Below are 12,078 nucleotides of genomic sequence, written 5' to 3' on the forward strand. Positions count from 1 at the left end.
ATAGGAGTACCAAATGAGTTTAAGTCATTCCCCTTATATCTTAGAAATGCGTAATGTGTCAAAAACCTTTCCTGGGGTAAAAGCATTAGATGGCATTAATTTAAAAGTGAAACGAGGTTCAGTCCATGCATTAATGGGTGAAAACGGAGCCGGAAAATCGACTTTAATGAAGATTTTATATGGCATTTATACCCCTGATGCAGGCGGCGAATTGATTTTAGATGATAAGCCTTTCAAGCCTCATCGTCCGATCGATGCAATCCGTAGTGGGTTAACGATGGTACCACAGGAAATCTCACCTGCAGCGAATCTGACTATTGCAGATAATTTTTATTTAGGGAGAGAAATTACCCAAAATAAATTTTTTCTCAATCAAAAGGAAATGGACAAAAGAGCGGCTGAAATTTTACAAGATTTAGGCGTTCCGATGGACGTTACGGTGAAAATGTCTGATGTTTCTGTGGCTAAAGCACAATTAGTGGCCATTGCGACAGCGGTTTCTAATGATGCCAAAGTCATTATTATGGATGAACCAACAACGGCACTGACCGAAAATGAAGTTGAGCAATTGTATAAAATTATTGATACGGTAAAAAGTCGTGGTATCGCCATTATCTTTATTTCGCATAAGTTAGATGAAGTATTTCGTGTATCAGATGAAATTACAGTGATTCGAGATGGACAGTATATTGATACCTTGCCTATCGCTAATGTTACGAAAGAACAGCTTATTTCTATGATGGTGGGGCGCGATATGTCAGAAATGTTCCAGCGGGAAGAACTGACACCTTCTGATGAAATTGTATTGGAAATTAAAAACTTTTGTCGACAAGGCCATTATGACGATGTGAATTTTGCTGTGCGTAAAGGCGAAATTTTTGGCATTGCTGGGCTTGTTGGCGCTGGGCGCTCTGAAATTGTGGAGGGCTTATTTGGTTATAAGCCAGCAGATAAGGGTGAGATTTATATTCATGGTCAAAAGGTTGATATAAAGAGCCCGGTTGATGCGATGAAGCACAAAATTGGTTTTGTGACAGAAGATCGTAAATTAACTGGGCTTTTTCTCAACCTCAGTATTACTGACAATATGATTATGCCGAAAATGTCGCCCTATTTGGAAAACTTTTTGTTATCTGTACAGAAAGCGCAGCGTACAGCCTATGAGCAAAAAGATAAATTAAAAATTAAAGCGCCGAATGTGGAGGTAATTACAAATAATTTGTCGGGAGGTAATCAACAAAAAGTACTGTTAGCGCGCTGGTTATTGCTTGAACCGGATATTCTCATCTTAGATGAGCCCACGAAAGGAATTGATGTTGGGGCAAAGGCTGAGTTGTACAAATTGATGGTGGAATTAGCAAAACAGGGGAAAACAATCATTATGATTACTTCGGATATGCTAGAGCTTTTATCAATGAGTGACCGAGTCATGGTCATGCATGAAGGAAAACAGGTGGGCATTATTCCACGTACTGAATTAACACAAGAACGCGTACTTGAATTAGCTTCAGGTTAGTTTATTAATCACAACAAACTTTTATTTTTCTCTATTTATATGAGGTACTTATTATGTCGAATCTTACCTTAAAAAAAATGATAAATAGCTATGGCATGGTGTTAATACTGATCCTGCTATTTTTAAGCTTGTCCGCCTCGATTGATGGTTTTTTCTCAGCGCGTACAGTATGGAGCATTATCGAACAGGTTTCGATGTTTGGTATTATTGCGATTGGGGTGACTTTCATTATTATTACCACAGGGATTGATTTATCATCGGGTTCTGTTGTTGCGTTAACTGCTGTGGTGTCAGCCTCAATTGTAACAGGTGGGGATTCGGTAAGTGCAGCACTTGTTGCATTTGGTGCGTCTATCGTGATCGGCGCAGCGTTAGGTGCGGTAAATGGTGGCTTAACGGCAATTGGTTCTATTCCGCCATTTATTGCCACATTGGGTATGATGATTATTGCGCGTGGCGCAGCACAGCTGTATTCGGATGGTCGCCCAATTGACGCGTCTTCTGAAGCGTTTACTTGGATTGCCGATGTTAACTTCTTTGGCCTACCTGGTTTGGTGTTACTTTATATTATTATTGTGATTGGTAGCCATATTTTATTGAGCCGTTCTACGTTTGGACGTCATGTTTATGCGGTAGGAGGAAACCTGAATGCGGCAAAAATTTGTGGTATCAATACGACGAAAACCTTAATTTGGGTTTATGTATTAGGTGGGGCATTATCTGGTTTAGCTGGCGCATTACTTGCCTCTCGTACTTATGCAGGTAATCCATCTTATGGGCTTTCTTGGGAATTAGATGCGATTGCAGCAGCGGTTATTGGCGGTGTCTCTTTAAGTGGTGGACTTGGCACAATTCCAATGTGTGTTATCGGAGCGTTGATTATCGGTACAACGAATAAAGGCTTGAATATGTTAGGGGTTGATCCTTACTGGCAACAAATCATTAAAGGCAGCATTATTATTGTGGCAGTATTGTTGGATACCTTAAAACGCCGTAAAAAATCCTAATTTCAACTAGTCTACGATAGAAATATGACTGCACCTTTCAATAAACCATAGAAAGTGCGGTCATTTTTGTATATTTTTTCATTGATATGCCTATGCTACAGTATTTTCTAACAGAAAGTAAAACATCGATCTTTGAACAAAACAGATTGCCACGGCTGTTATACCTGTGTAATACGGAATCAACAGCAGTGATTTCAACGGGTGTACACCGCCACAATATCAAAAATATTTTGGATACCATGTTTTCACAGATTCAATTGAAATCAAGGAGAAGCATATGAGTATTAAAATTTCTACCGCACCCTGCTGTTGGGGTGTTGATGATCCAAGCAATCCTTATTTGCCGGAATGGACACAGGTATTGAATGAAGCCGCCCGAGCCGGTTATAAGGGGATTGAGTTGGGGCCTTATGGTTATTTGCCGATTGATATTCAGCAAGTTTCTGCGGAATTGCGAAAAAATGATCTTTATATTGTTGCCGGAACGGTTTTTGATGATCTGATTTCGCTGGAAAATCAGCCTAAACTCATTCAACAAGTACATCATATCTGCCAACTGATTACGCAATTACCTCAGGTTGCACAAGAGGCGGGACAAAAATTCCCGACACCTTATCTCGTCATTATCGACTGGGGGCATGATGAACGTGATTATACCGCCGGTCATCCCGATAAAGCACCGAGACTTTCCGCACCGCTATGGCAACAAATGATGGAAAATATTAAACAACTGGCGGCAATTGCGCAAAGTTATCATGTGCGTGCGGTCATTCATCCACATGCAGGCGGTTATATAGAGTTTGCTGATGAAATTGAACAAGTTGTGCAAGATATTCCCTATGAATTGGCTGGATTATGTTTAGATACCGGACATCTCTATTATTCTAAAATGGATCCTGTCACCTATTTACGCAAGTACGCAGCGCAAGTGGATTACATTCATTTTAAAGATATTCATTTAGCGACCTATCATAAGGTGATGAATAAAAGAATCCGTTTCTTTGAGGCTTGTGCCGATGGGGTAATGTGCCGTATCGGCGAGGGTTGTATTGATTATGCTGCCGTGCGTGATGTCTTACAAAATGAATTGAATTATCAAGGATATATTACTGTTGAACAGGAACGCGATCCGCGTAATTCGAATTCCAGTTTGAATGATGTCAAAGTTAGTCGGGATAATTTAAAACAGCTGGGATTTTGACCGCACTTTTAAGGAGATTAAATAATGATTTATGGTGAAAAAAGCGTGGAACGTCCAATTCGCTGGGCGATGGTCGGTGGCGGAAAGGGAAGTCAAATCGGTTATATCCACCGTTCGGCAGCATTGCGTGATTTTTGTTTTGAGTTGGTTGCCGGTGCATTTGATATTGATCCTGAACGTGGACGAGAGTTTGGTAAGAATCTGCATGTAGATGAAGAACGTTGTTACCCCGATTACAACACAATGTTTTTGCAAGAATCTCGTAGAAAAGACGGTATCGAAGCGGTATCCATTGCAACGCCGAATAATACCCATTTTGAAATTTGTAAAGCGGCACTGAATGCCGGATTGCATGTCATTTGTGAAAAACCACTGTGTTTTACTTATGCAGAAGCTCAAGAATTAGAAGCTCTTGCCCAAAAACAAAATCGTATGGTTGGCATTACTTATGGTTATTCCGGTCATCAAGCGATAGAAGAAGCCCGTCAGTTAATCGCCGATAATGCGTTAGGTGATATTCGTATTGTCAATATGCAATTTGCACACGGATTTCATAATGTAGCGTTGGAATCTCAAGCTGCCAGCACTAAGTGGCGAGTTGATCCTAAATTCGCAGGTCCGAGCTATGTGTTGGGGGATGTGGGTACTCACCCGCTTTATCTTTCTGAAATAATGCTGCCTAAGTTGAAAATAAAAAGGCTACTTTGTACTCGGCAAAGTTTCGTCAAAAGCAGAGCTCCCCTTGAGGATAACGCGATGACATTAATGGAATATGATACAGGCGCAGTAGGGACATTATGGTCTTCTTGTGTTAACTGTGGTTCTATGCATGGGCAGAAAATTCGTGTTATCGGTGAAAAAGCCAGTTTGGAATGGTGGGATGAACAGCCTAATCAGTTGCGTTTTGAAGTGCAAGGCGAACCCGTCCAAATTCTTGAACGGGGAATGGGCTATTTGCATCCTTCTGCATTAATTGAAGATCGTATCGGCGCGGGTCATCCCGAAGGATTATTTGAAGCTTGGTCTAATTTATACCGTCGTTTTGCAAAAGCCATCGTTGCCAAAGAACAGGGAAAAGATATTGATTTTTGGTATCCCGATATTCATGCCGGTGTTGCCGGTGTGCGTTGGGTGGAAAAATGTGTGGAGTCTGCCAATCTTGGTGGCGTTTGGGTTGATTATTAATTTTTATGAAATGTAGCCAAAATAATCCCCCATAGAGAATCTATGGGGGATATATTGTTTTCTCTAAATAACGTTTATTGGTTCAATAATTCCTTTTCAATCCGTTCTCTTGCTTTCGGGGCTTCTACATCCATTTTTTCAGGGAAGCCGAACATGGATACACAAGCAATAGACTCTCCCCCAACCGGATAAGTGCGGTTAGCAAAATTGGTTTTTCTGAGCGTCTCAAAAATGCCGTCAAAATCTACATCTCCATAGCCCATCGGAAGATGTTGGTGTACGGTACAGCCACCAGATTTATCAATACCAGGCGGATTAACGATATAGCGACAATCTAGGGTTTGATTAAATGTATCGGCAAATAAGATATGAGACATGGTATCGCCCGCATATTCCAACATAGCTCGGACATCGCCTTTGCCTTGATCATAGAAGAAACCATGTGGGCAGGAGTAAACATATTTCAGGTGATCACTGCGGTATGATCTAACAATATCAACGGTTTCATTATGTAGCTCACAAAAATCAAAAGGGTGTGATTGAATTTCACAACGAATGCCATATTTTTCAAATAAAGGTAATAATTCATCGAGAGAACGGAATAGCATACCGTTACAAATCTCGGGTTGATGTGGATCACCGGATAATTCGGTATTGATTACGCGGACATCCATACTGTCTGCGATTTCAATCATACGTTTCCAGTTTTCAACAGCATGTTGGCGCTGTATTTCCGTTGGACCTGACCAGCGATAGACGGTGATAAAAGAGGAAATTTCCAGCCCTGTACGTTGTAGTGCGGTGCGGTATTCCTTTTCACATTCGCGAGAAAATAAGGGATGTTTATAAAATGGGTTAATTTGTGGATGGGGTGATTGCTCAATATATTTATATCCCCAGTCCGCCACTTTATAAACCATATCACTAATATTCATTTGTTTAGCAAGAACATCAACATCAAATGCAATTTTCATAAAACACCTCTTTTGTTTTCTATCAAAATGAATCATTTATGCTATAAGAATAGGAGACATTACCCAGTATGGTTTTTCCTGGCCTGTGAAGGTGATATTCCAAAATTTTTCTTATAGCATTTGGTAAAATAGTCGCTATTATTGAATCCACATAATGTTGCTATATCGGTAATAGATAAATCAGTATGGTATATTTTCTCCCTTGCAGCTAATAATCTCAGGCGGTTTAAATAATTAACTGGTGACATTTGTGTTAGCTCTTTTATCTTTCTGGTTAAGGTTTTATTTTTAATAAAAAAGCGTTCGGATAAATCATGCCAGTTAATTTGTTCCATATAGTTTTGTTGTAGATAAATAAGTAAATTCCGGATTTTATATTGAGTATGATTATTTTTGAGAATATTTTTATTCGTCAGCAGTACCCCGATTAGTTGCATAAATAAAGATTCTACTTGGAATAACAGCATAGAATCATTTTTTGCATAGATTTCAGGGAGTTGACGGATAAGTTTCATGCAATAATCCTTTTCTTGTGGCATGAGCCAAATAAAATTTCCATCTGTAATATGTAATTGAGCCAAAATAGGTTCAATATGTTTTAAATATTGAAATTGATATTTGGAATTAATATGTAGGTTCATTAATTTTAATGTCCCTAATTCGTTGTAAAAATGCCGATCTAATTCCTTAACTAAAAATACATCGCCTTCTTGGATAAAATAGGGTTCGCCATTAAATATTTGTACGCCACACCCTTTATCCACAATGACTAATTCCGCAAACTCATGTGCATGTTCATTCTCGTTATATTCGGGATCTGTATAGTTAAAACTTAAAAGAGTTTGCTCATCTTTAAAATGATCTTGGTACAAAAAAGTATTTATATTAGCCATAATTCAGATCCTATTATGAAATACCGATGGAGATTTCATTATAATCAATTATGGCTAAAATGAAATATTTATTCTATTTATTATAGAATATAGGCATTGCAGGCATCACGATGGGTTCGATATTCCCTGTTTGTTGGGCTTTTACGCACGCATCGGCTGCGACTGCTGCCGCGTAGCCATCCCACGCAGAAGCGCCACTTGTAAAGTTGCCTGATGTGGCATTATTAATGAATGCTTGTAATTCAACATCATAAGCTTCAATGAAACGTTTTTTCCAATCCATTAAAATACCACGCTGTACATGAGCGTTTTTACGAATAGTGACTTGATTCGGTTCCGGAAGATAGGCAATGCCTTGTTCCCCAACAACTTCACATTGAATATCGTAACCATATTGGCAGTTTACAAAGATTTGTGTATTAATCACGATACCTTTTGCCGTTTCTAAGATAACAACTTGTGGGTCTGCTAAATGATTGGAGGCCTTACTTGTTTTTCTTGGGTAAATAACGCGGGCTGAAACATAATCATCATCTAATAGCCAGCGTAGGACATCAAGTTCGTGAATTAAGGTATCGACAATGGCCATTGGAGTGGTGTAGCTTTCGCCCACTTCGGGATTAAAGTGTTTACAGTTTAATAATAAAGGCTGGCCGATTTCACCATTATCTAATGTGGCTTTTAATTGGCGATAGGTCAAGTCAAATGGGCGCATAAATCCTACTTGCACTAAACGTTTGCCATGTTTGATTTCCGCGTCCACGATATTTTTACATCCTTGTGCTGTTACAGCTAAGGGCTTTTCACAAAATACGGGCTTACCGGCTGCGATTGATGCTAATACAAATTCTTCATGAGTGGGCCCCCAAGAGGTGACAACTAAGGCATCGACATCATCTGACTTGATTAAGGCGTGCGGATCCGCATAGAATTTGGCCTGAATGCCTAGACGGGCAACGGCGGCCTTTGCGGTTTCTTCGTGAATATCATTGACCGCAACCACTTGGGCGCCAATTAATTTGTGACTTAATCGCTCAATATGTTCTTGACCGATGGCGCCTGTACCAATTACACCAATTCTTAATGTCATAGCAAACTCCTTATTTATTCCCTAAATTCAATTAGTTGCAAATATAATCAATACTTTCATTGATTGCTTTTTCAATATCTGAGGCTGTCCAATCGGCAAGGCTTGATGCGAATGGTTCAAAAGCGTAAATGCCTTGATAGCCCAATTTCTCTATTTCTGCCACTTGCTCTTTTGTTTTCATCACATCGTGTGGGCTTAACATAATGCGGTCGTCATCAAGCAACGTCTCGACTGGACGTGTCGCTTCCACACCCGATAAATGCACTAAACCTACCTGATTAATATCAACGGTGTTGGCATAATTTTGGATAGGTAATTCTGCCAAATGGTGATGAAAAGTATCTAATGTTAGTTTAAATGGTGAGGCCATCGCTTTAATTAATTCGCCAGCAAAGGTAAAGGAGCGTAATGAGCTGATTGGAAAACCAAGAGGTTCAACTAGACCTTCAATCCCGTATTGTGCAAAAAGTGCGGTGAAATATTGAATAGAATCTGCGGTATCCCCGATACGTTGTGCTGTTGAACGGGAGTCAGGTTCATTGTATGGACACATAATTACCGCTTTCGCACCTACTGCTTTCGCAGTTTCCAGCATTTCAATGGCCATTTTGGTGACTTGTTCCCGTTTTGATGGGAGATTGAATGGGTAAAGCGCGTTAATTGTCACCACTTCTATATGATATTGTTTGGCCAGTGCATTGAATTGCGTTGGTGTTAAATCATCAAGAATTTTGCCACTTGGCATATCATTACGAATTTCTACTTTATTTAAACCGCACTTTTGTACGACTTGGAAAAATTCTTCAATCGTTAAACTTGGTGCTATTTTGCGGTTTATACAAAAACGGCTACGTTCTATATTCATGGGGGCTCCTTAGTTGAAAACATGTGTAACAGATAAAGGGATATTAGAGAAACTGACAGATTTGATCTTGTGAAATTAGGACAAAAAATCCTATTTATGTCCTAATTTTTGGGGTTTGATTGATATTACTCACAAATCTCACAAATCATGATTTCTATAACATGTCCTTTTAAGCGAAGGATAAGTCACTTATTGGTATTTTGCCTCATACTCTGCTTTTTTATCCGGTGTGACTAATTCAAAAGGAACCCAAGTGATTTTATCAACGGTCTCGCCTTTAGCGACTTTATGTGCAACTTCAGCCGCCGTATGACCTTGTCCTATGGCAGATTGATAAACCGTCGCATCTAAGCCTTTGCCTAGATATTTCAATGCATCAGGTGTGGCATCTACTCCGACAATTAATAAATCTTCATCTTTTAGCCCTAATTTCTCAGCTGCTAAAATTGTGCCAATGGCCATTTCATCATTATTGCTTACAACAACATTAATATTTTTATAAGCTGACAAAATATTGGTTGCGACATCTAATCCGCGGGCGCGATCGTAGTTAGCTGATTGCTGGGTCACTATATTGATATTGTTATGATCTTTGAATACGGATAAATTTCCTTCGGTACGTCTAATTTGAGAATTATGGCCTAGCTCACCGAGTAAAATCGCGGCATTAGCGGGTTTGCCTTGTAGCTGTTCTACGATAAATTCTGCTTGCATTTGGCCTGCAGTGCTGTCTTGTGAACCGACAAAACTCGTAATGTATTTTAAATCTTGTTCTGCTGGCGCACGATTTGCAACGATTAATGGAATACCGGCTTTTTGTGCTTTAATGCCAATAACTTTAACAATTTTGGGATCGGTAGGCACAACTAATAATACATCGACTTTTTGATCAATAAACGTTTCTACATCATTGAGCATTTTGGCCGGATCGTTGTTGGCATCGGTCAGTTTAAATGTGATATCGTCGTGTTTTTCATCATAATCTTTAATGGCATCATAAAGATAGGTTAACCATTTATCGGCAAAAACAGGCATGGGGGCGCCAACAACAATGTCTTTAGCAAATAAGGTCGCGGAATATAAACAACTGGCTAATATGGCAATATGTGTGAACTTTTTCATATTATTCTCCTTGCTGAAATCACTGATGACAGTTATTAGGGTGATGTTAATAAAAAGTTAATTTATTAGCATGGCCTACTATAAGGAAACAGAAAAAGAAATACTTGCACAATTTAGACAAAATTTTTTATTTATGGCTAAATTGAAAGGATTATTCCGTAATAGCTCACAGAATTAAAAACATTTTGTCTGGAGATACATTTATTTTGAGGCTAGGAGGGAAAGTGATAGAAAACGGCGCTATTTTAATTGATGTTGAAAAAACGAGGAAAAACCACCGCACTTTTGCGGCAAAATAAAAATCTGTACCTGATCCAGTCCATTGAATTCAATGTCAGGTACAGATTGATTTATGCGGATAACTTATTTATTTTTCAACAAGTCACGAATTTCTGTTAATAATTTTTCTTCTGCAGTTGGCTCTTCAGGCGCTTCTTCTTCAGCAGGTTGTTCACGTTTTAATTTGTTTAACCCTTTAATCATCATGAAGATAGCAAATGCAATAATAATGAAATCAAATACGTTTTGAATAAACATACCGTAGTTCAAAGTCACTGCTGGGGTTTCGCCCACTGCTTCAGCAAGTACGATTTTTAAATCTTTGAAATCGACTCCACCAGTGAATAGACCTAAGACAGGCATAACCACATCGGCTACTAAGGAACTCACGATTTTACCAAATGCACCACCGATGATGACACCGACTGCCATATCTACAACGTTACCGCGCATAGCAAATTCGCGGAATTCTTTCATAAAGCTCATATTTTCTCCTCGTAAATTGGGCCTATTGACCCCTATAAGCAGGCGTATTATAGAGATCTCTGTTTAAAAGTACAACTCATCTTATATAAAGAAAACTGACGGTTGGAAGAGTTTTTCGATCTCTGGGACGTGTTTTTTATCGCCTAAATAGACAATAACATGATCGCCTTGTTCGATGACAACATTTTTACGTGCCATAATGACGGTATTGTTACGCAGAATAGCGCCAATAATTGCACTTGACGGCAGTTTGATTTCACTAATCGTTTTGCCGATAACAGAAGATGTTTTTTCATCGCCATGAGCGATGGCTTCAATCGCTTCTGCGATACCATGACGTAGAGACGCAACATTAACAATATCGCCTTTACGTACATGTCCCAATAGGGCAGAAATAGTCGCTTGTTGTGGTGAAACGGCAATATCAATAGAGCCGCCCTGCACTAAATTAATATAGGCCATACGTTGAATTAATACCATCACTTTTTTGGCACCCAAACGTTTAGCCAGTAAGGCCGACATAATATTGGCTTCGTCATCACTGGTTAGAGCAATGAAAACATCAATACTTTCAATATGTTCTTCAAAGAGTAACGATTGATCAGACGGATCACCACAAAAAACTAAGGTTTTCGATAACTTTTCGGCCAGTAATGCCGCCCGTTCAGGGTTACGTTCGATCATTTTTACAGTACAATTTTCTTCAAGGTATTTTGCGACACCCGAACCAATATTTCCCCCGCCAGCAATCATGATTTTCTTGTAGGGTTTTTCCAGGCGTTGTAGCTCGCTCATTACCGCTTTAATATGTTCTGTTGCGCAAATAAAAGTGATTTCGTCGCCAGCTTCTATGATGGTTGAACCTTGTGGACGAATCGTTTTATCGTTGCGTAAAATCGAGACAATACGACTATCAATATGAGGCATATGATCTTTGAGCGCCGAAATGGCATAACCCACTAAAGGCCCGCCATAATAAGCTTTCACTACAACTAAGCTAATGCGCTCGTTGGCAAAATGGGCGACTTGTAATGCACCGGGATAGTCAATAAGGCGTACAATATCGTCAATCACTAATTTTTCAGGTGAAATAATGTGATCAATAGGCACGACATCGTTGTGAAATAATTTTTCTTTTTCGCGTAAATAGTCTGCATTACGGATACGCGCAATTTTAGTGGGCGTATTAAATAAGGTATAGGCCATTTGGCAAGCGATCATATTGGTTTCATCTGAGCTGGTCACGGCAACCAAGAGATCGGCATCCGTTGCGCCGGCTTCACGTAATGTTCTTGGTGAAGAGGCAATGCCATGTACGGCGCGTAGATCGTGCTTATCTTGCAAAGTGGATAAACGCTGAGGATTATTATCGACTAAAGTAATATCGTTGTCTTCGCTGACCAAGTTTTCTGCAAGTGTCGTGCCAACTTGACCGGCACCTAGAATAATGATTTTCATGG

General features: G+C 39.5%; 11 protein-coding genes. 4 read left to right on the forward strand and 7 right to left on the reverse strand.

The genetic code is table 11. From position 1 onward, the window contains the following. Window positions 1-13: 13 nt before the first annotated feature. From CVP05_RS02830 to CVP05_RS02845, 4 genes are all read left to right on the forward strand, one after another. Window positions 14-1,516 carry a sugar ABC transporter ATP-binding protein gene (locus CVP05_RS02830; protein WP_100288056.1) on the forward strand — a complete coding sequence of 501 codons (1,503 nt, stop codon included), beginning with the start codon at window positions 14-16 and terminating at the stop codon, window positions 1,514-1,516. A 53-nt stretch (window positions 1,517-1,569) separates the two neighbouring features. After that, window positions 1,570-2,523, forward strand: a complete 954-nt coding sequence (locus tag CVP05_RS02835; protein ID WP_100288057.1) for an ABC transporter permease — start codon at window positions 1,570-1,572, stop codon at window positions 2,521-2,523. Window positions 2,524-2,800: 277 nt separating this feature from the next. Then, entirely contained in the window at window positions 2,801-3,724 is a 924-nt protein-coding gene (locus CVP05_RS02840; RefSeq protein ID WP_100288058.1) for a TIM barrel protein, read from the forward strand. Between the two features lie 24 nt (window positions 3,725-3,748). Further along, window positions 3,749-4,909, forward strand: coding sequence for a Gfo/Idh/MocA family protein (locus CVP05_RS02845; protein WP_100288059.1), 1,161 nt, complete (start codon window positions 3,749-3,751; stop codon window positions 4,907-4,909). 74 nt (window positions 4,910-4,983) lie between these two features. On the opposite strand, the gene CVP05_RS02850 is transcribed toward CVP05_RS02845, so the two are convergent. The 7 genes from CVP05_RS02850 to trkA form a co-directional block, all read right to left on the reverse strand. Further along, the gene (locus CVP05_RS02850; protein WP_100288060.1) at window positions 4,984-5,883 is read right to left on the reverse strand and encodes a sugar phosphate isomerase/epimerase family protein; all 900 of its coding nucleotides are present in this window, start codon (window positions 5,881-5,883) and stop codon (window positions 4,984-4,986) included. A gap of 59 nt (window positions 5,884-5,942) precedes the next feature. After that, window positions 5,943-6,776 (reverse strand): helix-turn-helix domain-containing protein, encoded by an 834-nt coding sequence (locus CVP05_RS02855; RefSeq protein WP_100288061.1) that lies wholly within the window; start codon window positions 6,774-6,776, stop codon window positions 5,943-5,945. A 73-nt stretch (window positions 6,777-6,849) separates the two neighbouring features. Next, complete coding sequence (iolG, locus tag CVP05_RS02860) at window positions 6,850-7,866, reverse strand: bifunctional inositol 2-dehydrogenase/D-chiro-inositol 1-dehydrogenase (RefSeq protein WP_100288062.1); 1,017 nt, start codon at window positions 7,864-7,866, stop codon at window positions 6,850-6,852. Window positions 7,867-7,897: 31 nt separating this feature from the next. Continuing rightward, entirely contained in the window at window positions 7,898-8,731 is an 834-nt protein-coding gene (locus CVP05_RS02865) for a TIM barrel protein (protein WP_100288063.1), read from the reverse strand. Between the two features lie 189 nt (window positions 8,732-8,920). Then, the gene (locus tag CVP05_RS02870) at window positions 8,921-9,853 is read right to left on the reverse strand and encodes a substrate-binding domain-containing protein (RefSeq protein ID WP_100288064.1); all 933 of its coding nucleotides are present in this window, start codon (window positions 9,851-9,853) and stop codon (window positions 8,921-8,923) included. A gap of 363 nt (window positions 9,854-10,216) precedes the next feature. Beyond that, window positions 10,217-10,618, reverse strand: coding sequence for a large-conductance mechanosensitive channel protein MscL (gene mscL, locus CVP05_RS02875; protein ID WP_100288065.1), 402 nt, complete (start codon window positions 10,616-10,618; stop codon window positions 10,217-10,219). 81 nt (window positions 10,619-10,699) lie between these two features. Then, on the reverse strand, window positions 10,700-12,076 hold the full coding sequence (trkA, locus tag CVP05_RS02880) for a Trk system potassium transporter TrkA (RefSeq protein ID WP_100288066.1): 1,377 nt from the start codon (window positions 12,074-12,076) through the stop codon (window positions 10,700-10,702). Window positions 12,077-12,078 lie beyond the last annotated feature (2 nt).

This window comes from Conservatibacter flavescens, assembly GCF_002795425.1.
Lineage (GTDB): Bacteria > Pseudomonadota > Gammaproteobacteria > Enterobacterales > Pasteurellaceae > Conservatibacter > Conservatibacter flavescens.

Bases quoted from the DNA above. Each gene is read 5' to 3' on its own strand.
- CVP05_RS02830 (WP_100288056.1), top strand. From the start codon at position 14: ATGAGTTTAAGTCATTCCCCTTATATCTTAGAAATGCGTAATGTGTCA.
- CVP05_RS02835 (WP_100288057.1), top strand. From the start codon at position 1,570: ATGTCGAATCTTACCTTAAAAAAAATGATAAATAGCTATGGCATGGTG.
- CVP05_RS02840 (WP_100288058.1), top strand. From the start codon at position 2,801: ATGAGTATTAAAATTTCTACCGCACCCTGCTGTTGGGGTGTTGATGAT.
- CVP05_RS02845 (WP_100288059.1), top strand. From the start codon at position 3,749: ATGATTTATGGTGAAAAAAGCGTGGAACGTCCAATTCGCTGGGCGATG.
- CVP05_RS02850 (WP_100288060.1), bottom strand. From the start codon at position 5,883: ATGAAAATTGCATTTGATGTTGATGTTCTTGCTAAACAAATGAATATT.
- CVP05_RS02855 (WP_100288061.1), bottom strand. From the start codon at position 6,776: ATGGCTAATATAAATACTTTTTTGTACCAAGATCATTTTAAAGATGAG.
- iolG (WP_100288062.1), bottom strand. From the start codon at position 7,866: ATGACATTAAGAATTGGTGTAATTGGTACAGGCGCCATCGGTCAAGAA.
- CVP05_RS02865 (WP_100288063.1), bottom strand. From the start codon at position 8,731: ATGAATATAGAACGTAGCCGTTTTTGTATAAACCGCAAAATAGCACCA.
- CVP05_RS02870 (WP_100288064.1), bottom strand. From the start codon at position 9,853: ATGAAAAAGTTCACACATATTGCCATATTAGCCAGTTGTTTATATTCC.
- mscL (WP_100288065.1), bottom strand. From the start codon at position 10,618: ATGAGCTTTATGAAAGAATTCCGCGAATTTGCTATGCGCGGTAACGTT.
- trkA (WP_100288066.1), bottom strand. From the start codon at position 12,076: ATGAAAATCATTATTCTAGGTGCCGGTCAAGTTGGCACGACACTTGCA.